This window comes from Plantactinospora sp. CA-294935 (assembly GCF_050936445.1).
Classification (GTDB): Bacteria; Actinomycetota; Actinomycetes; order Mycobacteriales; family Micromonosporaceae; genus Plantactinospora.
On record NZ_JBNJMU010000001.1, the window covers coordinates 9,269,237 to 9,291,622 of the forward strand.

General features: G+C 72.3%; 20 protein-coding genes and 1 tRNA gene. 10 read left to right on the top strand and 11 right to left on the bottom strand.

The window, feature by feature from the left end; translation table 11 throughout:
* The first annotated feature begins 105 nt into the window (after positions 1-105).
* Both dgoD and ACQEVC_RS40225 read left to right on the top strand, forming a co-directional pair.
* Positions 106-1,251 carry a galactonate dehydratase gene (dgoD, locus tag ACQEVC_RS40220; RefSeq protein ID WP_318402273.1) on the top strand — a complete coding sequence of 382 codons (1,146 nt, stop codon included), beginning with the start codon at positions 106-108 and terminating at the stop codon, positions 1,249-1,251.
* A 55-nt stretch (positions 1,252-1,306) separates the two neighbouring features.
* Positions 1,307-2,188 (top strand): hypothetical protein, encoded by an 882-nt coding sequence (locus ACQEVC_RS40225; protein ID WP_432888906.1) that lies wholly within the window; start codon positions 1,307-1,309, stop codon positions 2,186-2,188.
* 305 nt (positions 2,189-2,493) lie between these two features.
* On the opposite strand, the gene ACQEVC_RS40230 is transcribed toward ACQEVC_RS40225, so the two are convergent.
* Complete coding sequence (locus tag ACQEVC_RS40230) at positions 2,494-4,221, bottom strand: cellulose binding domain-containing protein (protein WP_432888908.1); 1,728 nt, start codon at positions 4,219-4,221, stop codon at positions 2,494-2,496.
* A gap of 232 nt (positions 4,222-4,453) precedes the next feature.
* Positions 4,454-6,076 carry a glucuronyl esterase domain-containing protein gene (locus ACQEVC_RS40235; RefSeq protein WP_432888910.1) on the bottom strand — a complete coding sequence of 541 codons (1,623 nt, stop codon included), beginning with the start codon at positions 6,074-6,076 and terminating at the stop codon, positions 4,454-4,456.
* Positions 6,077-6,582: 506 nt separating this feature from the next.
* Here ACQEVC_RS40235 and ACQEVC_RS40240 point away from each other — a divergent pair.
* The 3 genes from ACQEVC_RS40240 to ACQEVC_RS40250 all read left to right on the top strand — a co-directional run bounded on the left by ACQEVC_RS40240 (position 6,583) and on the right by ACQEVC_RS40250 (position 9,195).
* Positions 6,583-7,722, top strand: a complete 1,140-nt coding sequence (locus ACQEVC_RS40240) for a sensor histidine kinase (RefSeq protein ID WP_432888912.1) — start codon at positions 6,583-6,585, stop codon at positions 7,720-7,722.
* Positions 7,719-8,381, top strand: a complete 663-nt coding sequence (locus ACQEVC_RS40245; protein ID WP_432888914.1) for a response regulator — start codon at positions 7,719-7,721, stop codon at positions 8,379-8,381. Before ACQEVC_RS40240 ends, ACQEVC_RS40245 begins: the two co-directional genes overlap by 4 nt.
* A gap of 154 nt (positions 8,382-8,535) precedes the next feature.
* A complete protein-coding gene (locus tag ACQEVC_RS40250; RefSeq protein WP_432888916.1) occupies positions 8,536-9,195 on the top strand; it encodes a DUF2306 domain-containing protein in 660 nt (219 codons plus the stop codon).
* A gap of 190 nt (positions 9,196-9,385) precedes the next feature.
* Here the strand turns inward: ACQEVC_RS40250 and ACQEVC_RS40255 are convergent, their stop codons facing one another.
* From ACQEVC_RS40255 to ACQEVC_RS40270, 4 genes are all read right to left on the bottom strand, one after another.
* Entirely contained in the window at positions 9,386-10,012 is a 627-nt protein-coding gene (locus tag ACQEVC_RS40255) for a TetR/AcrR family transcriptional regulator (protein WP_432888918.1), read from the bottom strand.
* 83 nt (positions 10,013-10,095) lie between these two features.
* Positions 10,096-10,284 carry a hypothetical protein gene (locus ACQEVC_RS40260; RefSeq protein ID WP_318402260.1) on the bottom strand — a complete coding sequence of 63 codons (189 nt, stop codon included), beginning with the start codon at positions 10,282-10,284 and terminating at the stop codon, positions 10,096-10,098.
* A gap of 289 nt (positions 10,285-10,573) precedes the next feature.
* A tRNA-Val gene (locus ACQEVC_RS40265) sits at positions 10,574-10,648 on the bottom strand.
* Between the two features lie 50 nt (positions 10,649-10,698).
* Positions 10,699-11,280: a TIGR02611 family protein gene (locus ACQEVC_RS40270; RefSeq protein ID WP_432891989.1), complete on the bottom strand. Its 582-nt coding sequence runs from the start codon at positions 11,278-11,280 to the stop codon at positions 10,699-10,701.
* Between the two features lie 310 nt (positions 11,281-11,590).
* Here ACQEVC_RS40270 and ACQEVC_RS40275 point away from each other — a divergent pair, with 310 nt between their 5' ends.
* Positions 11,591-12,022: an SsgA family sporulation/cell division regulator gene (locus tag ACQEVC_RS40275; RefSeq protein WP_101365276.1), complete on the top strand. Its 432-nt coding sequence runs from the start codon at positions 11,591-11,593 to the stop codon at positions 12,020-12,022.
* Between the two features lie 108 nt (positions 12,023-12,130).
* On the opposite strand, the gene ACQEVC_RS40280 is transcribed toward ACQEVC_RS40275, so the two are convergent.
* Both ACQEVC_RS40280 and ACQEVC_RS40285 read right to left on the bottom strand, forming a co-directional pair.
* Positions 12,131-12,907: a glucose 1-dehydrogenase gene (locus ACQEVC_RS40280; RefSeq protein ID WP_432888921.1), complete on the bottom strand. Its 777-nt coding sequence runs from the start codon at positions 12,905-12,907 to the stop codon at positions 12,131-12,133.
* Positions 12,908-13,047: 140 nt separating this feature from the next.
* Entirely contained in the window at positions 13,048-14,880 is a 1,833-nt protein-coding gene (locus tag ACQEVC_RS40285) for a glycoside hydrolase family 44 protein (RefSeq protein WP_432888923.1), read from the bottom strand.
* 301 nt (positions 14,881-15,181) lie between these two features.
* Between ACQEVC_RS40285 and ACQEVC_RS40290 the strand changes: the two genes are divergently transcribed.
* The 3 genes from ACQEVC_RS40290 (at position 15,182) to ACQEVC_RS40300 (ending at position 16,964) form a co-directional block, all read left to right on the top strand.
* Positions 15,182-16,102 (top strand): AraC family transcriptional regulator, encoded by a 921-nt coding sequence (locus ACQEVC_RS40290; RefSeq protein ID WP_432888925.1) that lies wholly within the window; start codon positions 15,182-15,184, stop codon positions 16,100-16,102.
* Between the two features lie 79 nt (positions 16,103-16,181).
* Positions 16,182-16,637: an RrF2 family transcriptional regulator gene (locus ACQEVC_RS40295; RefSeq protein WP_432888927.1), complete on the top strand. Its 456-nt coding sequence runs from the start codon at positions 16,182-16,184 to the stop codon at positions 16,635-16,637.
* Between the two features lie 147 nt (positions 16,638-16,784).
* Positions 16,785-16,964, top strand: a complete 180-nt coding sequence (locus tag ACQEVC_RS40300; RefSeq protein WP_346261403.1) for a DUF4236 domain-containing protein — start codon at positions 16,785-16,787, stop codon at positions 16,962-16,964.
* A gap of 107 nt (positions 16,965-17,071) precedes the next feature.
* Here the strand turns inward: ACQEVC_RS40300 and ACQEVC_RS40305 are convergent, their stop codons facing one another.
* Together ACQEVC_RS40305 and ACQEVC_RS40310 are read right to left on the bottom strand one after the other, a co-directional pair.
* Positions 17,072-17,989, bottom strand: coding sequence for a hypothetical protein (locus ACQEVC_RS40305; RefSeq protein ID WP_432888930.1), 918 nt, complete (start codon positions 17,987-17,989; stop codon positions 17,072-17,074).
* Positions 17,990-18,134: 145 nt separating this feature from the next.
* Complete coding sequence (locus ACQEVC_RS40310) at positions 18,135-18,656, bottom strand: VOC family protein (RefSeq protein ID WP_318402251.1); 522 nt, start codon at positions 18,654-18,656, stop codon at positions 18,135-18,137.
* 99 nt (positions 18,657-18,755) lie between these two features.
* Between ACQEVC_RS40310 and ACQEVC_RS40315 the strand changes: the two genes are divergently transcribed.
* Positions 18,756-20,843, top strand: coding sequence for a tetratricopeptide repeat protein (locus ACQEVC_RS40315; protein ID WP_432888932.1), 2,088 nt, complete (start codon positions 18,756-18,758; stop codon positions 20,841-20,843).
* On the opposite strand, the gene ACQEVC_RS40320 is transcribed toward ACQEVC_RS40315, so the two are convergent.
* Entirely contained in the window at positions 20,768-22,312 is a 1,545-nt protein-coding gene (locus ACQEVC_RS40320) for a HAMP domain-containing sensor histidine kinase (protein ID WP_432888934.1), read from the bottom strand. The two genes, ACQEVC_RS40315 and ACQEVC_RS40320, sit on opposite strands and share 76 nt — an antisense overlap.
* Positions 22,313-22,386 lie beyond the last annotated feature (74 nt).

Below are 22,386 nucleotides of genomic sequence, written 5' to 3' on the forward strand. Positions count from 1 at the left end.
GAGCGAGCGCGGAGCCGAGCCGGGCGAACACCGAGGCGACAGCGAGTGAGCAGCACTGCCCGACGGTGCGCGAGCACGGGCTGATCGATTACAGAGAGGCGTCCAGTGAAGATCGTCCGAATCGAGACCTTCCTCGTCCCACCCCGGTGGCTCTTCTGCCGGGTGGAGACCGACGAGGGGCTGGTCGGCTGGGGTGAGCCGGTGGTGGAGGGCCGGGCCGAGGTGGTCCGCGCCGCCGTCGAGGTGCTCTCCGAGTATCTGCTCGGGGAGGATCCGCTGCGGATCGAGCAGCACTGGCAGGTGCTCACCAAGGGCGGCTTCTACCGGGGCGGTCCGGTACTCTCCAGCGCGGTCGCCGGCCTCGACCAGGCACTCTGGGACATCGCCGGCCAGGCGTACGGCGCACCGGTGCACGCGCTGCTCGGCGGTCCGGTCCGGGAGCGGGTCCGGATCTACTCCTGGATCGGCGGCGACGAGCCGGCCGAACTCGCCGACTCCGCCGCCGCACAGGTCGAGGCCGGCATGACGGCGATCAAGATGAACGCCTCCGGCCTGCTCGCCGCCATCCCCAGCGCCACCGAGGTGGCGGCCGTGGTGCGCCGGGTCACCGCCGTCCGGGAGGTGCTCGGCGACGACCGGGACATCGCGCTGGACTTCCACGGCCGGGCGAGCCCGGCGGCGGCCCGCCGCATCCTGCCGGAACTCGCCCCGCTGCGGCCGCTCTTCGTGGAGGAACCGGTACTCCCCGAGCACAACCACCAACTCGGCGATCTCGTCAGCGCCTCGCCGGTGCCGATCGCGACCGGCGAGCGGCTCTTCGCCCGGCACGAGTTCCTCGGGCCGCTGCGCGCGGGCGTGGCGGTGGTGCAGCCCGACCTTTCGCACGCCGGCGGCATCTCCGAGGTACGCCGGATCGCCGCGCTGGCCGAGACGTTCGGCGCGGTGCTGGCCCCGCACTGCCCGCTCGGGCCGATCTCGCTCGCCGCCAGCCTCCAGGTCGCCTTCGCCACGCCGAACTTCCTGATTCAGGAGCAGAGCATCGGCATCCACTACCACTCCGGCTCGGAACTGCTCGACTACGTGCTGGACCGGGAGCCGTTCCGGTTCGTCGACGGGCACCTGCGCCGGCCGGAGGCGCCCGGGCTCGGCATCACCGTCGACGAGCAGGCCGTACGCGCCGCGGCCCGGCAGGGGCACGCCTGGCGCAACCCGGTCTGGCGGCACGACGACGGCTCCTTCGCGGAATGGTGAGCCGGGACGAGGCGCGGCGAGCCCGCGTACTGGGACGACCGGCCGGCGGGACGGAATGCTGAGCCGGACGGACGGCTCCGCACCGGTCGCCGTACCGCTGCGGGTCGCCGTCGACCACCGGCACGGTGGACGGTGGACCAGCCTGGCCGGTGGCGGGCGCGAGTGGCTCTGGCGGGGCGGCGCGACCGGCCGGGACCGGGTCGCCCCGGGCGACGCGTTCGTCGACGCGGGCGGCCTGGAGGAGTGCGTGCCGACCGTACGCGGCACCCCGGACCACGGCGACGCCTGGTCCCGCCCGTGGCGGACGACCGGTCCGGGCAGCGCGGTCGTCGACTGTGCCGAATTCACCCTCGCCCGCCGGATCACCGAGGAGGCGGGCGCGGTGCAGGCCCGCTACCGACTGGCCGCCGAGCCGGGTTACCGGTTCGTCTGGGCCGGGCACGCCCTGCTCGACCTGTCACCGTCGGCCCGGCTGGTCGCCCCGCCGGGCACCCCCACCCGGCTCTATCCGGAGGCCGCCCACCTGCTGCCACCGGGGACGTGGCGGACCGGGGACCGGTGGCACACCGGCACCTGGCCCGACCCGGCCGGGTTGCCGCTGGACCGGTTCGGTCCGGACGACGGCACCGCGGTCGGCGCCGTCCTGGTCGGTGCCGACGACGTACGGGTGGTGGACGGCGCCGATGTGCTCCGGCTGCGCCTGCACTGTCCGGACCAGCCCCGCGCCACCGCGCTCTGGCGCAACCTACGGGGCTGGCCGGCTGCGGCGCCGTACCGGAGCATCGGGGTCGAGCCGATGCTCGGCCGGGTCTTCGACCTGGCCGAGGCGGACCTCGACGCCACGCCCGGCGGGAACGCCGCGGTGGTACCGGCCGGCGGTGAGGTCGAATGGGAGGTGGTCCTCACCGCTCAACGCTCGCCCCGCGCCGACCGCTGACGCCCCGCGCCGAACATGCCGTGGGAGGTGGTCCTCACCGCTCAACGCTCGCCCCGCGCCGACCGCTGACGCCCCGCGCCGAACATGCCGTGGGAGGTGGTCCTCACCGCTCACCGCTCGCCCCGCGCCGGCCGCTGACGCCCCGCGCCGAACATGCCGGCCGCCTCCGTCCGCCAGATCCGGTCCAACGGTTCGGCCACGTCGCCCACCGCGCCAGGGTGCAGTACCTGCGGGCCCGAAGCGTTCTCTCCGATCGAATGTCCGGGCCGGGCCCGCGCGCGGCGGCCCCGGCCAGAAGAGGGTGCTCAGCTACAGGCGGTGCCGTTGAGGGTGTAGCCGCTCGGTGCGGCGCTGTTGCCGCTGTGGCTGGCTTGGAAGCCGATGGTGGTTGAGCCCCCCGGTGGGATGGCGGCGTTGTAGCCGACGTTGGTTGCGGTCACCTGACCACTGGCTGGTGAGTACGTGGCGTTCCAGCCGGAGGTGATGGTCTGACCCGATCCGAGGGTGAATCGCAGCGACCAGCCGTTGACGGCGCTCGTGCCGGTGTTGGTGATGGTGATGTTGCCGGCCAGGCCGGTGTTCCACGCACTGACCGCAGTGGTCACCTGGCAGCTTCCGGCGCCGCCGGGCGGGTTGGTGGGCGGGGTGGTGGGCGGGGTGGTGGGCACGGTGGTGGGCGGGTTGGTGGGCGGGGTGGTGGCAGCAGGGCCCTCGCTGACGGTGATCGTGGAAATGCTCCGCGCCGGGATGTTGACAGTCACCTGTCCGCCGCTCACATTCGCCGGCTGTGACTGCGCGCTCAGGTTCTGTGAAGTGACGGAGTACTCGGCCTTCGAGATGTTCTGCGGGACCTGGACGACGGCGTTGTCGACCGCGCTGTTCGAGCGGTTGAGAATCACCAGCGTGACCTTGCCCTCGCCCTGGTAGGCCGTGACCTCCAGAGAGGAGGCTCTCGAACTCTTCGAGAGGTCGACCCGCCTGTCGCCGGGCCGGACGTGCTTCGAGTACTGCGAAAATGCATAGCCGCGCTTGAGGACCTGACCCTTCGTGGTCCCGTACTGCGAATCGCCGTCACCGATGAAGGAGTAGAAGCGGCGGCCGTACCACCAGATGTACGCGCTCCAACCGGATTCCATCGACCTGTGCACGGTCCGCATGATGTCGTCCAGCGTCTCGTTCCAGACAGCCGCGTTGCTGGGGTTTCCCCAGATGTTCGAACCGCTCCCGTCGGCCGCGTGCAAGTTCCACTCGGTCATCCACTGGTTCTTGCCGTACTGCGCCGCCAGCGGGTAGGCGGACAGGTTGCCACTGTTCTCGGCGTCGTACAGGTGGCCGCCGACGTAGCCGATGTTGTTGCGCGCGGTGGCATCCTGCAGGGTGGGGTCGGAGTACGCGCGGTTGAATCTCAAGGATTCGGCAACCATGAGCCTGGTGTCCCTGACCTTGGCACCCTGGTCGCGGACGAAGTTCCGCAACTCGGTGCCGGTCCAGTCCATCGAATCGTAGTCAGGGTGCCAGTCCGGCTCGTTCTGCACCGAGGTCACGTCGATCGTGACGCCCTGGCTCTTCATGTACTGCACGTAACTGTTGAGGTGCTCGGCATAGTCGTCGTAGTAGTCCGTCCTGAGCTTGCCGCCGCCGACCCTGCTGTTGTTCGTTTTGAAGTGGGCGGGGGCGGTCCAGGGCGAAGCAAGAATCTTGACATCGGAGCCGTACGACTTTGCCGTTTGCAGGCTGCTCGCGTACAGGCCCCACTCGCTCGACACGGGCGACACCACGGTCCGCACGATCGACATGCCGAGTTGCCCCTGGCCCATACCGACGAGCGTCTGGGTTTCGCTGGTCGTCCAGGGGCTACCGGAACCACCGAAGATCGGGGTCGCCGCCCCGAACCCGTCGATCGTCTGGTACGACGAGGCGGTATTGACGGTGATATCAGGCGTCGCGGCCAACAGCGGCGGGGCGGTCAGGACTCCCGCCACGGTGACCAACGCGGTCGCCGCGGCCACCACCAGAATCTGGGACTTTTTCACGGTCTACTCCACTAGCTCGTGCGGCAACAGCCTTGCGGAATCGATGGCAGGGCGCGCTGTTGAGCCGCCGCAGTGTGTGTACGGGGTTGCGGCAGGTTGAAGCGATGTCCACCAGAGACGATGAACCTTTTTCAACCTCCCCTTGCGGTCCGTCCGAGGGCGAGGTCGGACGCGGTGTGTGAGCGCCGCGCGGTTCAGGTTGAAAAAGGTTCAATCTGCCGAGTCGCTGGCGTCAGCCGGCGGTGCAGGATCTGATCTGTGGTCGGGCTGAACTGTTGCCGTTCGTCATGGTGGTGAAGCCGAACGTGTTGCCGCTGCCGTTGGCGCGTACGGTCATCACGCTCCCGCTGCCGTCCCAACTGAAGCTGCCGCTCCAGGTGGTCGTGACTTGCTGCGGCGGGGTGATCGCGACCACGACCGTCCAGGTGCTGGCTCCGCTGACGGTCACCGAGGTGTTGTACCGGTCACCCCAGACCGTGCCGGGCGTCATCGACGCGGTGCAACTGTCCCCGGTCGGCGGGGGCGTGGTCGGCGGCGGGGTGGTCGGTTGTCCGGTCGGCGGCGGGGTGCTGGGCTGACCGGTCGGCGGCGGGGTGCTCGGGCCGTCGGTGAGGGTCGGCGTCTGCCAGTCCCGCCACTGCGCCAGGTTGCCGGCCGCCCTGCTCGAAATCCTCATCGCGCCCGGGGCGTTGCCCGTCTTCAACAGGTACTTCTGGATGTGCTGCTGCAACGGGGTCCGCCATTCGGCCCGGTTGGCACAGTGGCTGCCGTCCTGGACGTCGGACCAGTAGGTGATGTTGTCGCCCGCGCCGAGGGCCTTGTAGACCTCCGCTCCGCCCAGTGCCGCGACGCTGGCCGACCGGGGGCCCAGGTTGGCGATGTGCGGGTTGTCCATGATGAACAGCCCACGCGGGGCGATCATCGCCACGATCTCGTGGGTGTCCACCGGCAGGTTGTTCGGGTTACCCGTGAACGAACCGAAGGCGTCGCCGAGCCACGGCTGCTCGCCGTACGCGCTGCTCAGACTCTGCGCGCCCTCGCCGGGGATGCCACGGAAGATGGGTACACCGGCGCTGCCGGACTCGATCGGCATCGTCAACGCGATGCGCTGGTCCAGCGCGCCGACCGCGAACGCGCCCTTGCCGAACCGAGAGCACCCCGTGACGCCGATGTCGGTCCGCAGGATGTTGCCGCCGGAGGACTGGATGACGTCGATGATCCGGCTGACCCCCCACGACCAGGCGGCCAGCAGCCCGGTGCTGCTCGTGTTGCCGTAAACGCTGTAGAAAGCGCCCTGCTTGTTGTTCCGGGGCGTGCCCTCCCGACCCACGGCGTACGGGTCGTAGTTGATGACCGCCGCTCCGGCGGAGCGGATGGCGGCGGTGTCCGCGCCGAATCCGCCCAGCACCACGACGGCCGGGAACGGGCCGGTGCCGCTGGGCAGTTGGACGCTGGCCGAGAAGCTGGAACTCCTGCCGTTGTCCGACACGTTCACCGTGATGTTGCTGTTCGACACGGTACCCGTGACACTTGCCGGCTTCGCCGGCTTGTCGCCGTAGACGTAACGCTCGACCAACTCCTTGACCTGCGCGCGCTGGCACCGCCAGTCGGCCTTGCTGGAGATACGCGAGCCGTCCAGTCTGCGGAACGGGTCGGGCAGCCGGGAGTTCGCGGTCAGCGAACCGGGCAACGACACCGAACAGTCGGTGCCCTCGTCCTCGACGGGTGAGGCCGCCGCGAGGGCGGGCGTGGTGGTCTGGGCTACGACGGTTGCCGCCGCACCGACGGCGAGCGCCGCTACCGCCAGCGCGACGACGGCGGATCGGAACCTGGAGCGACCTGAGTGGATGACCATCTGGCCTCTCCTCTCGTCAGGGGTGGGTGGGAGGGTGGGCGACCGCATCCGACAGAGCAGTGTCCGGACGCCAAATATATTGGCGATGGTCGATGTGATCGATAACATAACTCCACCTTCACGTGCTGGCAACCCTGGCTGCCGGGTCGACCCGGCGACCGAACGCGGGCGGCATCCGACACGGCCGAACCGAATGCGCTCCGCACACACCCTCGGCCCGCACGTGGTGGCCGTGCCGGCTGGTGGTGGCCGTGCCGGCTGGTGGTGGCCGTGCCGGCTGGTGGTGGCCGTGCCGGCTGGTGGTGGCCGTGCCGGCTGGTGGTGGCCGTGCCGGCTGGTGGTGGCCGTGCCGGCTGGTGGTGCGCGCGTCGTCCGCCCCGGTCAGTGGCTGACCTCGCTTCGCGGCGCTCCCGCGGGAGCGCCCACCCCGAAAGCACTCCGGCGGGGCGAATCGGTCGTACTTTGGGCTGATCTGGAAGTCGCACCACCGTTCGTACGATGGTCCCGTGCACCCTCGTCTGCGCGCCGTGCTGGCCGAGCCGCGTGCCCCACATGCCCCGGCCCGGGTGTGGCGCGACTGGGCGTTGCTCGCCGTCTTCGTGCCGGCGATCGTGCTGGAGGGAATCTTCCGGCCCGACCTGCCGTGGCGGGTCGGCTGCGTCGTCATCGCGCTCTCGCTGCTGCCCACGCTGCTGTGGCGGCGCACCCACCCGCTCGCGATGGTGGCGATCGCGTTCGGCTTCACGGCGGTCGCCCCGTTCGTGCTGCCCGGCGACGCCTGCCACATGTACGCGACGAGCTTTCTCGTCCTGCTCTGCTACGCGCTGATCCGCTGGGGCTCCGGCCGGGATGCCGTGCTCGGTGCGGCGTTCGTGGCGGCCAAGGTTGCCGCCGCCGGCCTGGCCGGCTCGATCGGCGGCGGTGAGGTGGTCGCCGGCTTCGCGGTGATGTTCGCCGCCGCCACGCTCGGCGCCGCGGTCCGCTTCCGCGCCACCGTCCGGCTGCGCGAGCTCGACCGGGTCAAGCTCCTGGAGCGCGAGCGCCTCGCCCGCGACCTGCACGACACCGTGGCCCACCACGTGTCGGCGATGGCGATCCGTGCCCAGGCCGGCATCGCCGCCTCGGCCAGCCAGCCGGGCGCCGCCGTCGAGGCGCTCCGCGTGATCGAGGCCGAGGCGTCCCGCGCGCTCGCCGAGATGCGCGCGATGGTCCGCGTCCTGCGCCGCGACCAGCCCGCCGAGCTGGCGCCCAGCCCGCGGGTCGCCGACATCGAGCGACTCGCCGGCCGCTTCCGCGCCGGGCCGGACGTCGACGTGAAGCTCCGGGGTGAACTTGACAACCTCCCGCCCACGGTCGGCTCCGCGCTCTACCGCCTGGCCCAGGAGTCGGTCACCAATGCCCGCCGCCACGCCCGGCACGCCACCCGCATCGAGATCAGCGTCGCGGCCGACGACACCTCCGTGCGCCTGCGGGTCAGCGACGACGGCGAGACCGGCGTCGCCCGCCCGGCCGGCTCGCCCGGGTTCGGCCTGATGGGCATGATGGAACGCGCCGACCTGCTCGGCGGCACCTGCGAGGCCGGCCCCAACCCCGAGCGCGGGTGGACCGTGACCGCCGTGCTCCCGCGCGCGGGCGTTGGCGCGTGACGGTACGCGTGCTCGTCGCGGACGACCAGGAGATCGTCCGCACCGGCCTCACCATGATTCTGAACGCGCAGCCCGGCATCGAGGTCGTCGGCGAGGCGGGCGACGGTCGCCGGGCCGTCGAGCTCGCCCGGCGGCTCCGCCCCGACGTCTGCCTCTTCGACATCCGGATGCCCGGCATGGACGGCATCGAGGCCACCCGGGCGCTCGCCGGGCCATCCGTCGCGGAGCCGCTCGCGGTGGTCGTCATCACGACCTTCGATCTCGACGACTACGTGTACGCGGCACTGCGCGCGGGCGCCCGCGGCTTCCTGCTCAAGGAGGCCGGCCCCGATCTGCTCACCCAGGCCGTGCACGCGGCCGCCAACGGGGACGCGCTCATCGCACCGAGCGTCACCACGCGGCTGTTGAAGGCGTTCGCCGACGCGGGTCCCGCCGCGCCGCCGAAGCAGCCGATCGAGGCGCTCACCGACCGGGAGGAGCAGGTGCTGGTCGCGGTCGCCCGGGGGCGCACCAACAAGGAGATCGCCGACGAGCTCTACATCACGCTGAGCACCGTCAAGTCACACGTCACCAGCCTGATGACCAAGCTCGGCGTGCGTAACCGGGTCGAGATCGCGATGTGGGCGTACCAGACCAACCGCAACCGGGCGCGGGGTTGACGGCGCACCCCGGTCCACGGCCACACCCTGCTGCTCGCGTCGCGCCTCGTCGGCGACCGCCGAAAGTACGACGACGGCGTACGACCATGGGCCGGTTCGATCGCGGCCCATCTGCCGATGAGCCGGGGCGGGTGCGGCGGCCACCATCGATGGCATGACGAGGCGTGAGTGGCGGCTGCCGGCCGCGTTGATCCTGCTGGCCCTGATACCGATAATCGCCGGCGCGGCACGGGTGACCGAGCTGAGCACCGGCCCGGAGGTCACCCCGGCGAACGCCCGCTTCGTCGCCGACCCGCTGCCGGTGGTACTGCACATCGTCGGCGCGGTGGTCTACACGATCCTCGGCGCCTTCCAGTTCGTACCCAGCCTGCGCCGCCGCCGCTGGCACCGCCTCGCCGGCCGGCTGCTCGTTCCCTGTGGACTGACGGTCGCCCTCACCGGCCTGTGGATGGCGTTCGCGTACGACCTGCCGGCCCACGACAACGACGTGCTCGCCGGCCTGCGGCTCGTCTTCGGCTCGGCCATGGCCGCCTCGATCCTGCTCGGCCTCGCCGCCGCCCTGCGCCGCGACTTCACCCGGCACCGGGCGTGGATGGCGCGCGGCTACGCGATCGGCCTCGGCGCCGGCACGCAGGCGTTCACGCATGCGCCGTACGTCGCGGCGACCGGCGAACAGCCGGACGGGAACGTCCGCGCCGGGCTGGTGCTCGCCGGTTGGCTGATCAACCTTGCCGTGGCCGAATGGTACCTACGCCGCCCGGCCCGCACAGCGCGTTCTCGACCAGTTCGTCGGTCGCGTGTCGCTGCCGGATGAAGCCCTCCGGGGCGTTGCCGAGCCGGCCGTCCACCGACGGTGCACGCCGCGCCGGCCGCCGCTGGTGGCCCCGATGCCCGTGACGTGGCAGGCGTCCCCGCCGGGTGTCCCGGGTGGACACCTCGGCGGTAGTCGATCACGGGACACCCGGCGGTAGTCGATCATGCCCCCGCCGAACGCAACAGGGTTCTCAACGGGTCTGTGTTGAGGTGTCCGGCAGGTCGGCTCGGCCGGTCACCAGCTTGCGGGCCGTACGGCGGGCTCGGCGGGTGGTGGACTCCAGCGCCTCGTCAGGGTCGCCGAAGACGCCCTCGGCGAGCAGAGCGGCAAAGCCGTGTGCCGTGGCGCCGACCCCGTGGACGAGGTCGAGCGCCTCGTCAGGGTCGTGGACGAGCCGCCCGGCGGGCTGGCTGAGCAGATGCAGAACCCGGTCACCGGCCCGTCCCAGATCCGGATGGCGCTGCTTGTTCAACCCGGCGGCGAAGGTGATGTCGAACAGCGCCTTGCTGTTCGCGGCGAATCGCACGTACGCGGCAGCGAACGCGGCGAGCTGCTCGGTCGGGTCTTCCTCGGCGGCCATGGCGGCGGAGAAGCGCTCGTACTGCTGCTCGTAGCCGGTGCGCGCCAGCTCGGCCAAGAGTGCCTCCCTGTCCGCGAAGTGCTTGTACGGTGCCGCCACGCTGACGCCGGCCCGGCGGCTCGCCTCGGCCAGGGTGAATCCTTGGGCTCCCCGCTCCGCCACCAGTTCCAGAGCAGCCCGGAGCAGGGCGCTGCGCAGGTTACCGTGGTGGTGGCCGGTCGGCCGGGCACGTGTCATAGCCAAGGTTAACGTTACTCACCTCGCTCTTGCCGCACCTTGGTTAATGGCACTAACCTGGAACCATCCGAGCGGGTCGTCGGTCATCGCGAGCCCTCCATCGCCGACATGACCGTGGAGGCGATGGTGTACGAGTCGTCCCGGTGCAGTGTCCACTCGCGGTCCCCGGTGACGATCTGGATCCGGCCGTCCGCGAGCACCCGGACGGTGAGGCCGAGTGTTTCGGCGTCGCGCTCTGCGAAGACGGTGACGAGTGCGGTGGCGTCGGTCATGGTTGTCTGGCCTCCCGGCTAGCCGCGTGTTGGTCCACGCTCCGTTATCTCACCCTGGACCACCGCGCCACGGTGCATCTCGGAGTTCCGGCTGGCGTCGACCTTGAGGTAGCTGGCGTCGACCTCGAGGTGGATCGAGAACGTCCTGACGGGCGAGTCAGCCTGATCATCGCCGACGACACCGTCCGGCCCGTCTTCACACCCCCCGTCGCCAGCAACGACGAAGGGCTGGCCCTCGACGGACCAGCCCTTTCGGACAGCAGAAACGCGGTTCGCGCACTGCCAAGCGTGGTGGGCGATACTGGGATCGAACCAGTGACCTCTTCGGTGTGAACGAAGCGCTCTCCCGCTGAGCTAATCGCCCTCAGCGCGGACGACTGTACCTGATCCGCCGGAGTCCGCGCGACTTCGGGGTCAGTGCGTCGCGATGTAGTGCATGAACCTGGCGATCAGGTCGATGCCGAGACTGGCCCGTACCGACAGCCAGACCACCACCGCCACGAACACCAGCCCGACCGAACCGAGCACGATCCGGACCAGGAGGGACTGTTCACGTACCCAACGCGCCCAGCCCTGTACGTGCCGACGGGTGAAGTTGAGCAGCCGTTTGGCCCAATGGAACTCCACCGCCCAGATACCCAGCCCGCCGATGACGATCAGCCAACCGGGCCCCGGGAGCGGAATCAATGCGAGACCGAGTGTGACGACGATCGCACCGGCGAGCGCCACGAACACCTTCAACGCGATCCGACCGGTCGGATTGGCTCGGATGATCTCCAGCGTCCGGCGTACCCGTTGCCGCCGGTTCTGCGTCACGAACGGCTCGAGCGACACCTCCGCGTCGGCGCCCGCGGGTGACTCCGTCGCAGGTCCGGACCGTTTCCCCCGTGGGACGCGCTCGTCGTCGGGCACGTCGTACCTCCGCTCTTCGACCGCCCCCGCGACGCCGGAGCGGACCCCGGGGCCGGCCCCGTTCACCCTCGACGCGCTCGGCAGAGCCGCTTTCTCCATTGAGGATGGATTCGTAGCCATTTCAACCCCCAGTGTGGCCCGGCCCGTCACTCAACAGGACGACTGGACGTTACCGGAGTGAGTCGACGGCTGAACCATCCGGCGTCGGGTGGGATCGAGTACCTGGGCAGAACTGGACATCCTACATAAAGATTCGATTTCGATCGGCGGCTAGGAAGCCTCTTCCCACTACTGGGTGATATCAGCGTATGGCGGAGCGTAACCATGAGTAGCACCTGAGGATGGGAAAGGCGGGACACATACGTCCCGCAGCGGTGCCGGGGGGAGAACGTCCATGAGTGTCATCCGACCGACCACGGTCGAGGTCGAGACGTCGTTAAGGCTCGTTGCACCTGACGCCACGGCTCTGCCCGTGCGTGCCAGCCTGCGCTACGACCCAGCCGACCCGTATGCGGTCCATGTCCTGTTCCATGCGGAATCCGCCGGTGGCGAAGCGGTCAGCTGGTCCTTCGCCCGGGAGCTGCTCGTCACCGGCCTCGACGAGCCGGCCGGGATCGGCGACGTCCGGGTCTGGCCCTGGGCCACACCCCGGGGCGACTTCGTCGCGCTCGCGCTCTCATCACCGGACGGTAACGCACTGTTCGAGGTGCCACGTAGCGTCCTGGTCAGGTTCCTGCGCCGGACGTACGTGGTGGTCCCCCGGGGCCGGGAAGGAGACCACCTCGACGTCGATACGGCGGTCAACCGACTGCTGGCCGGTCGCTGAGCGTTTCCCGCGACTGCGTGCGCGGGGCACGTCACGTCGCTGGAACGCCACGCCGCGCGGACCCTGCCGAGGTCCGCGCGGCGTTCGCGATGCCCGACGTCGGTCTGGTCAGCCGTGCGTGGTGATGCCGCCGTCGACCGGTATGACCGCTCCGGTGAGGTATGCCCCGGCCCGCGAGGCGAGGTAGATCGCCGCTCCGGCCATGTCGTCGGGTCGGCCGATCCGGCCGAGCGGCACCTGGTGCTCGATCGTCGCCCGGGTCGCCGGGTCGTCCAACGCGAACGCCATCATCTTGCTCTCGAACGGACCCGGGGCGATCGCGTTCACCGTGATGTGCTCCGGGGCGAGCTGATGGGCCAGGCTCCGGGTCAGCATGTGCACCGCCGCCTTGGTGGCCGAGTAGGCGTACACCTCCATCCACGGCACCCGGATGCCGTCGATCGAACCGATGTTGATCACCCGGGCCGGGTCGTCGGCGCTGGCCGAGGCACGCAGGGCGGGCAGCAGCGCGGTGGTCAACTGGAAGACCGCCTTGACGTTCACCGCCCAGAGCTTGTCGAAGGCGCTCTCCGGGTACGCCTCCAGCGGTGCCCCCCAGGTCGCACCGGCGTTGTTGACCAGTACGTCCAGGGCCGGCACCCGTTGCAGGACCTGCTCGGCGAGCCGACCCGCACCGGCGGCGCTGGAGATGTCCGCCGGGATCGCCTCGCAGCGGCCGAACCCGGAAAGCTGCTCGGCGACCTCGGCACAGACCTCCGCCTTGCGGGACGAGATGATCACCTGGGCGCCCGCCTCGACAAATCCCCGGGCGATCATCAGCCCGATTCCCCGGGTGCCACCGGTGACCAGCACCGCCTTGCCCTCGACCGAGAACAGACCTGGCATGCACACCCCTGAAGGTCGTGGGTCGATCGGCGCCGGGATGCGGACCGACCGGATCGGTTTACTGTGCGGTAACTTAGCCGTGACCGTACCGACCGGACAACTCCGGCCGGTACGGCTCCGCTACGGCTCGGTACCGACGATCACGGCTCGGTCCCGGCGATGGTCACCCGGGACAGGTCGACCGGCACCCGGCCGGGGTTGTCCAGCTCGATCGCCGGGCGGATCCGGGCGTCCGTGGGCGAACGGTCCAGGTTGCGGTGCCGCACCGTCAGCGGCGGCGGGGTGCTCGGCGCACCGATCACGAAGAGGGTCACCGAGTCGGCCGGGAAGGTGTGCGACAGGATGCCGTTCGGCGCGCCCGCCACCGGCGGCGGGACCAGGATCCGCTGGTCCGCCTCCCGGACGATCGCGCCGAGGTTGCCGGCGCCGTACCGGTAGACCTGGGTGCTTCCGGCGGTCCGGCCGCGCAGCGACAGCGAACTGGTCCGCTCCACCCCGCTCTTGTTCACCACCATCACGGTCAGCGCGCCGTCCGAGCCGCGCTCGGCCGCGTACACCGAGAGCTGTTCGGAGTCGGCGGAGGTCGCCCGGACCCCGACGTCACCGAACCGGCCGCCGGCGCCGTCGTAGTTGCGGTACATCCGGAAGGCGTACGCGCCCGGCTGGGTCGCGGCCGGCGGCGCCCAGAGGGTGGCCAGGTCCAACCCCTCCCGACCGAAGATCCCGAGTACGTCGGCCTGGGCCAGCGCCCCGTTGACGTGGTCCAGCGCCCCCCAGTTGTACTCGGTGACCGCCGTCCTCGTCCCCGGATAGTTCGCCGCCACCAGCTCCTTCATCCGGGGCACCAGCCGGACCTGGGTGTTGATCCAGCTCTCGTCGGTGTAGGTCGGGTCCCAGAGCGCCCGGGTCGAACGCAGCCGCAGCGCGTTGGTGGCCGGGTCGTTGCCGTTGCCGAACGCCACTCCGGCGGCCTGCGGATAGAAGTGCATGTCGAAGTAGTCCAGCACCCGCTGCCCGTGCTGCTCCTCGTAGTCGCGCATCTGCTGGAGGTACCAGGTGGCGAAGGGCAGCCCGTCCCTGGCCGGCCGGTCCGGCGGGTCCGCCCAGCACCCCGTGCGCCCGCACTCCTGCTGGTCGAGTCCGGAGTAGTCCCAGGAGGTCCAGCCCCAGCCCACCGGGCCGAGCGTCGCCGCCGACGGGTCGACCTCCTTGACCGCCGCACCGATCGCGTATGCCTGGTCGCGCAGCTCCGCCGAGTTCGCCCCGGTCGGGTGCACGTCCCGGTGCGTGGAGTGCCAGATGTCCGGCTCGTTGTCGAGGTTGTAGAACTTCACCCCGCCCTCGGCGGCCGTGCCGTACGCGGCGGTGAGGTGCCGCAGCCAGTCCCGGACGTACTCCGGGCCGATCTCCACACTGGTGTCGTGCGGGTCGTTGCCGGTCACCAGAGAGCCGTCCGGCCGCACGCCGTTGCCGCAGTCCGGACGCCACTCGTCGGTACGCTCCTGCGGGCCGTACTTGGCGACCGAGAAGCCGCACGAGCCGTCCCGGGCCTTCGGCGCCCACCCGATCAACGGCACCGTCAGCACACTGTCGGTGCCGGTACGCCGGTCCTGCTCGACGAAGCGGTCCGTGGACGAACCGTCCGGCAGCGCCTCGGGGTCGGCGTTCTCCTCGGCGATGTTCTCGAAGAACCAGTCCGAGGCGCGGTTGGTGGTGTCGTAGCGGTAGTGGTACCGCGTGGTGGCGTTGCCGCCCCAGCGGCGTACCGGCAGGGCCAGCTCCTCGGCCAGCGCCTCGTCGGCGAAGTTCATCCCGTAGATGTGCGGGCTGATCGGGTGCCGGTCGGCGGCGACGTCGACCTTGAGGGCCGGGCCGGGCTCGGCGAGCGCCGGGGGCGGGGCGACGACGACCGCCGCACCGGCGGCGACGAGCGTCGCGCTGACGGCGATGGACAGGACGGATCTACGACGCATGCGGGATCTCCGGAACTGCTCGGCTGTCCGGCCCGACGGGACGGACGTGGCGGGTTCGGTGTGTCTCGCGTGCACCCGTCACTGACCCGCGCGCGGTGGTCGTAGCCCGGACCGGGGACAGGCTACCGATCGGCCGACTCCGCGGTCAACGTCGTACGTCGATGTCTGGCTGTCCGATCTCCGGCCCCGCCCGCCGGCCCGGCCACCGCCGCCACCTGCCCGGTTGGCGGCGCGGTCGGGTTCCGGACCCGGGCCGCCCGAGGGGTGCGCTGCGGGCCGGCGGCGGCTAACGTCGCAGGTGATGGTCCGATTCGGTCAGCTTCCCGGTGATCCGGGCGCGGTGCCGGCCCAGTCCGGCTGGGCCGGTATCCGCACCCTCACCCTGCGCGACTACTTCTTCGATCCGTCCCGTCAAGGACCGCTGCTGGTCGATCGGCACCTGCTCATCCTGGTCACCGTCGGACACGGTACGCAGGAAATCGACTTCCGGACGTACCCGTGCCGGCCGGGATCGCTGCTCTGGGTGCGGCCCGGGCAGGTCGTCCAGCACGGCGGGCAGGGCGGACTCGACGCGGTGATGGTCTGCTGGACCCCGCAGACCATGCGCGATCTGGACGTCTCGCCGATCGGCCCGCCGTTCGCCGCCGGCTTCTGGCAACTCGCCGGTGAGGACGAGGACGCGGTGATCAACGAGGTCAGTCAACTGGTGGTGGACTGCCAGCGGCACCGGGGCGGCGCCCTCGCCACCGACCTGCTGCGGCACCAACTCGCCGTACTGCTGCTGCGGCTGGCCCTGCTGCCGCGCGACCCGGCCGACCCCGCTGCGGTGCCGGCCCCGCCACACACCCGCAACGGCGGCGCCCCGGACGGTACGGACCCGACCGGCACCTTCTGGCGGCTGCGGCACGAGGTCGAGCGCTCGTACGGGCAGACCCGGCGGGTCGAGGACTACGCCGGCCGGCTGGACTGCTCGGTGCGTACCCTGACCCGGGCCTGCCTGGCAGCCACCGGCCGCAGCGCCAAGCAGGTGATCGACGAGCGGGTGGCGCTGGAGGCCCGGCGGCTGCTCGCCGCGACCGACCTGTCGGTGGCCGAGGTCGGCCGCCGGCTCGGCTTTCCGGAGCCGACCAACTTCGGCCGGTTCTTCCAGCGGGAGGTCGGACGCAGTCCCGGCGCCTTCCGGGCCGGCCTGCCCGGCCGGAGCCCCGCCGTCCAGGGCTGACCGCCGCCGCCCCCGCACCACTGCACCGTCATCGGCCCGCCGCCGTCGGCCGGCCACCGCGACCGTGGATGATGGAGGCGTGCAGATCTCGGCGCGCGGTGACTACGCGGTACGGGCCGGACTCGGTCTCGCGGCGGCGTACCCGGCGCTGATGTCCGCCCAGGCGCTCGCCACCGAGCAGGACCTGCCCCGGAAGTTCCTGGAGGCGGTCCTCGCCGACCTGCGCCGGGCCGGGATCGTCAAGGCCCAGCGGGGTGCGGAGGGCGGCTACACCCTGGCCCGGTCGCCCCGGGAGGTGACCGTCGGCATGATCCTGCGTGCCGTGGACGGTCCCCTCGCCGGCATTCGCGGGCTGCGCCCCGAGCAGACCCGGTACGACGGCGCGGCCGAGAACCTGCCCCGGCTCTGGGTGGCCGTCCGGGCGGCGGTACGGGACGTGGTCGACGAGGTGAGTCTCGCCGAGCTGATCAGCGGCCGGATGCCGGCGCACGTACGCAAGCTGACCACCCGGCCGGACGCCTGGCAGCCGCGCTGAGGGCCGGGCGGCGCCGGCCGTCCCGGACCGTCCCTTGCGGAACGTCGGCGGCCGCCGCCGGTGCCGGCCGCACGTTTGCCGGACATCCGTGACGGGAACTTCCTGGCAACCCCAGAAGAGAGCAGTTGTCCCGAAGGGAGCATGGCCGTGGGTCTGATGTTCCGTAAGCGCAAGAAGATCGGTCCGTTGATCCTCAACTTCACCGAGAACGGCTTCTCGTCGTGGAGTATCAGGATCGGTCGCTGGTCGTGGAACTCCCGGGCCCGCGCGCACCGGGTCGACCTGCCCGGCCCGCTGTCCTGGAAGCAGGACAAGTCACGGTCCTGAGGAAGCGGTGACGGACAGGGATGCCGGCAAGGCCGTCGGCGTCCCTGTTACGTGCTCAGCCCTGTTACGTGCTCAGGCCCTGTTACGTGCTCAGCCCTGTTACGTGCTCAGCCTGACGGTGTGGCGGTGATGGTGACGTCGCCGCCGAGCCGGCCCGCCTCGGGTTCCCGGCTCACCAGCCCGGCGGCCAGCAACGCGGTGAGCACCCGGTTGGTGTCCGCCGGCCGGTAGACCGTCCGCTCGGCGGTGAACTGGCGCAGCTCGGTGACGGACGCGGCGCCGACCGACGCGAGCCGGGCCAGGAGTTCCCGCCGCAGCGGCCCCGGGTGCGGGCTCAGCGAGATGTCCAGCAGGTGCCCCTCCGGGTCGCCGGGATCCCGGTAGCGCACCCCGGCGTACTCGTCCACCGCCCACAGCGCGTTCTTGAAGGCGTCCAGCCGCTTGCCGGCGGCAGTGGCGAAGACCAGCACCTCGGCGCCGGCGTCGGCGACCAACTCCACCTCGGTCACCAGCGGCAGCCCGGCCTCGGCCAGTCGACGCCGGTGGTCCGCCCCGGACCAGACCGGCGGATCGAGCACCAGCAACAGCTCGGCCGGCCGGCCACCGGCCACCGCCGCGAGGACCTCCGGGTCCGGCTCGGGACCGCCGGTGGCGTCCAGGTAGGCGAAGACGGGAGCGCCGTTCGCGGCGGCCGCTCGCAGTGCCACCGGCAACCGGTCGACACCGCCCGGCACCAGGTGCGCGGCCAGCCCGGCGGGCAGCTCCGACTGGGCCGCCGCGTGGCGTGCCGCGAGGTCCTGGTCACCGGCCCTGGCGAGGGTCAGCGCCGCCATCCGCCGCCCGCGCAGCAGGTCGGCGAACTCACCGAAGACCCGCAGCGCGGCGTCCGCGGCACCACCGTCCGCTCCGGGGTACCCCTGCGCGAAGGTGGCCCGCCGGGACCGGTGCAGCGCGGCCGGCACCCAGGAGTCGAGCTGGCGTACCAGCAGTTCCCGCTTGACGGCGCCGATCGGGTCGGTGGACATGCTGCGGTTGTACCCTGCCCGACCCGCCCGTGTCACCTCGGCGGTCGTCCCGGCCCGGCCGCAGCCGGCCGATGCCGGTCAGGACGGAGCCTCGACGGTGTGGTGCCGCTGACCGCCCGGCCCGGCCGCCGCCGCCCGGTACCGGTCAGGACGGGACGGAGACGCCGACGCCGCCCCGGGTCTGTCCGCCGTACCGCTGCTTCTCCCGGTCGAGGTCGAGCCGGGAGATCCGGCGGCGCGCGGCGAGGGTCTGCTCGTCGAGCCGGTCGCCCGGGACCAGCCACACCACCTCGAACTCCAGCCCGTCCGGGTCCCTGCCGTAGAGGCTCTTGGTGCTGCCGTGGTCGGAGCTGCCAGCCAACGCGCCCGCCTCGGAGAGCCGGCCGGCGATCGCCGACAACTCGTCCAGGGTGTCCACCTCCCAGGCCAGGTGGTAGAGCCCGACCGTGGTACGGCCGGCACCGGACGGGCCGGCGGCGGCACCCACCTCGAACAGGCCGAGGTCGTGGTCGTTGGTGGAGTCGGGCGCCTGGAGGAAGGCAGCGCCGTCGAACCCCTCCGGTGTCATCGGCACCTGCCGGAAGCCGAGGACGTCCCGGTAGAAGGCGACGCTGCGGGCGAGGTCGCGAACGAACAGTACGGCGTGGTTGAGCCGGTGGATCGCCATGGCTCCACCGTAGTCGCCGCGGCGGATGCCCGAGATGACGACGAAACTGCCCGCACCTGCCCTCTTGTACTGAACGTCGCCGGGCGAGCACGATGGGGCGTGGCTTCCGGCTTCGGTGAACTCACCCAGCAGGCGAACGCGCTCGTGGCAGCCGGTGACCTGGCCGGGGCCCGGAACCTGCTCGGCCCGCCGCTGGACGCCGCCGACCCGAGCCCCGGACACGCCTCCGCCGAGTTGGCCGAGGCGGCCGGCCTCCAGGCCCGGGTGCTGGTGGCGCTCGGCGACCCGCACGCCGCCCGGGGCTGGGCCGCGTTCGCCTACTCCGCGACCACCCGGCTCTACGGCGCCGCCGACCAACGGACCGTGGCGACCGCAGCCACCCTCGCCGCCGTACTGCACCGGGTCGGCAGCCACGCCCGGGCCGCCCGGCTGTACCGGGACGTGATCATCGAACTCACCGCCAACGACGGCCCGGAGTCGCTGCGGGTACTCGCCGCACACGCCGACCTGGCCACCGTCGAGTACGCCCAGGGCGAGTGCACGCTGGCCCGGAACCGGCTGGAGGACGCCTGGGAACTGCACCGGGAGGTCTACGGCGACGGACACCCGGGCGGGATCCGGATGCTCGCCCGGCTGGGCGCGATGCAGCGCGACTGTGGACTCTTCACCCGGGCGCACGAGCACCTGGCCCTGGCCCGGGAGTTGTGCCGGGAGCACCTGCCGGCCGACCATCCGCTGGCGGCCCAGGTCGCGGCGCTCGCTCGGGCGGCGGCCGATCCCGACCACGTCTGCGCCGATTCCGGGCCGGAGTCCGAGGACGAGCCGCACCCGCCGACCGGCCCGACGGGCGCCCCGGAGTACGCCGTGCCGTGGCACCCGGAGCCTCGGCACGCCGAGCCGGCGCCGTACGCCGAGCACTCGGAGCACGCCGGGTACGGACAGCACGCACATCGTCCGCAGCACGGCGAATATCCGCAGCACGGCGGCCCGCAGCACGCGGAACCGTCGTACCCGGCGGTACCGCCGCCACCCGCCGCCGCACCGGCGCGGCCCGCCGGACCGGCGTCGCCGCCGCTCGGAGCGGTGTCGCCGTACCCGGCCGCGCCCGGTCAGCGGCCCGGGCGGCACGACCAGCCGTACCAGGACGGGCCTGCCGGGTTTCCGGACGGCGGGGAGCACCCGCCGGACGCCGAGCTGCCACCCCGCGACGAGTTGCCACCGCTGCGCTTTCCGCCTCCGCCGCCCCGGTCCGCCGGAGCCGGCACCGACACCCCGCAGGTGCCGCCGCCCCGGCTGCCGCCCGCACCGCTCGTCGAACCCCCGCCCCGGTGGGGCACCCCGCCGCCGGCCGGGCCGCCGGCCCCGCCACCCCGGAACGCGGCGAACCGGTCCGGATCCGGATTCGCCACCGGTGCCGGGCCGACCGGCGACGCGGACGACGATCCGGAGCACGGCTGGTGGCCGCCGGACGTGGCCCGCCGCACGCGGGACGGCGACGACGGCCCGGAGGCCGGGCGGCACCCCACGCCGGCCCCCGCCGAGCCGTGGCGGCCGGAGAGCCGCTCCGGCTCCATCCCGGTCGCCGAGCGGCCGCACCCGGAACTCCCGGACGGTCACGCCGTCGACCTCGGCGACACCGGGGGCGTACCCGAGGTCCGGCACCTGCCGGAGCGGCGGTCGTCCCGGTTGCCGGTCCGGATCCACCGGCCGCCGCCCGCTGGTCGGCGGCTGTCGACCGCGGTCGTCGCCGGCCTGGTGGTGCTGGTCCTGCTCGGCACCGCCGCCGTGGTGCTGGGGTTCGGGCTGACCGGGGACGACGAGCCGGAGTCACCGGCGCCCGGGCCGGCGACCAGCGCTCCGGCCGCGCCGCCGAGCACACCGCCGCCCGCCTCCCCCGGCACCCCGCCCGGCGCGGTGACCCTGGCCGACAACCGGAGCAGCGTGACGCTGGGCTGGAGCTATCCGAACGGTGCCAAGGGTCTGGTGGTGCTGGCCGGCGGGCGGGCCGGTCAGGAACTCCGGCCGTTCCAGGAACTGCCGGCCGGCTCCACCGGATACGTGGTGTACGGCCTCCAGACGCAGGGCAACTACTGCTTCTCGGTCGCGGTCGTCTATTCCGAGAGCGTCGTCGGCGAGGCCGATCCGGTCTGCACCGACCGGCCCGACAGGTCGCCGTCGGCGCGCTGACCTCCGGCCACCGGCTGCGGCGGTACCCGCTCGTCGTGGCCGTCCGGGACCGGGCGCTCGGCCGGCAGGCGTACCTCGACCCGCAGTCCGGGTCCGGCGTCGCCGAGGGTCACCGTGCCGCCCTGGCGGCGTACCAGTTCCCGGACGATGGCCAGGCCGAGGCCGGCGCCGCCCGCGTCCCGGGCCCGGGCGTCGTCCAGCCGGGTGAACCGGTCGAAGACCCGGTCCCGGTCCCCGGCCGGGATTCCGGGCCCGTCGTCGGTCACGGTCAGCAGGTGGTACGCCGGACCGGTCCAGCCGCCGGGCCCGGCCTCCAGCACCACCTCACTGGTGGTGTACCGGAGCGCGTTGTCCAGCAGGTTGCCCAGGATCCGGGTCAGTGCGTCCGGCTCGGCCAGCACCCAGAGCGGAAATCTCGGTGCCACCACCCGCAACGGCGGCGCCGGGTACCGCTCGGCGACCTCGGTCAGCAACTCCCCCAGCTCGACCGGCTCGGCGGCCCGGGGTGGCCGGGCGGCCGCCTCGTCGAAGCGGGCGAGCAGCAGCAGATCGTCGACGAGCCGGCTGAGCCGCTGGGTGTCGGCGAGCAGGTCGTCGGCGACCGCCGGCCACTCCGTCGCCGGGCCGAGCCGCTGCGCGACCTCGAGCTGGGTCCGCATGTTGGCCAGCGGGCTGCGCAGCTCGTGCGCGGCGTCGGCGACGAAGGCACGCTGCCGGGACCGGGCCGACTCCAGCCGGCCCAGCATCCCGTTCAGGGTCACCGCCAGCCGGTGGATCTCGTCGTGCGAGGCGGGCAGCGGCAACCTGCCCGGCCGGGCCCCGCCGGTGATCTCCTCGGCACCCGCCCGCAGCGTCTCGACCGGGCGCAGCGTGGCGCCGACCACCCGCCAGGCGACCGCGGCCAAGGCGACCAGGAGCAGCGGAAAGCTGACCAGCAGGATGCTGCGGACCACGGTCACGCTGTGCCGTACGTCTGCGGTGGACTTGGCCACCAGCACGGTCTGCGGGTCGGCGGCCGGCCCGGCGGGTACCGCCACCACCCGGATCGGGCCGTCCAGGCCGAGCCGCCGGCCGGGCAGGTAGAACCGGTCCCGCTCCCCGGCCTGGAACCGCCGCAGTTCGTCGGGGTAGAGCATCGGAACCAGCCGGTCGGCGTCGATCGAGGCGGCCCGGATCCGGCCCTGCCCGTCGAGCACCTGTACGCGTACCTGGCCCCCGGCGACCGGAAGCGGGTCCGGCAACGCGTTCTGGCCGGCGAGCCGGGCCACCGCCTCGGCGGTCCTCAGCGCCTCGGTGTCGACGGTGCGCTGGAGCGCGTAGCCGAGCGCGCCGATCAACACCAGCCCGCCGACGGCGAGACCGGCGGCGAGACCCGCCGCGCTGATGATGGTGAGTCGGGCCCGCAGGCTCAGCGTCAGCCACGGCCGTCGCCAGGCGCGCCGCCCGAACCGCCCCTTGAGTCGGATCATGGCGGCCCACCGGTCCCGACCGCTGCCCGCCCCGGCCGGCCGACCGCCCCGGCCGGCACCCCGATCCCGGCCCT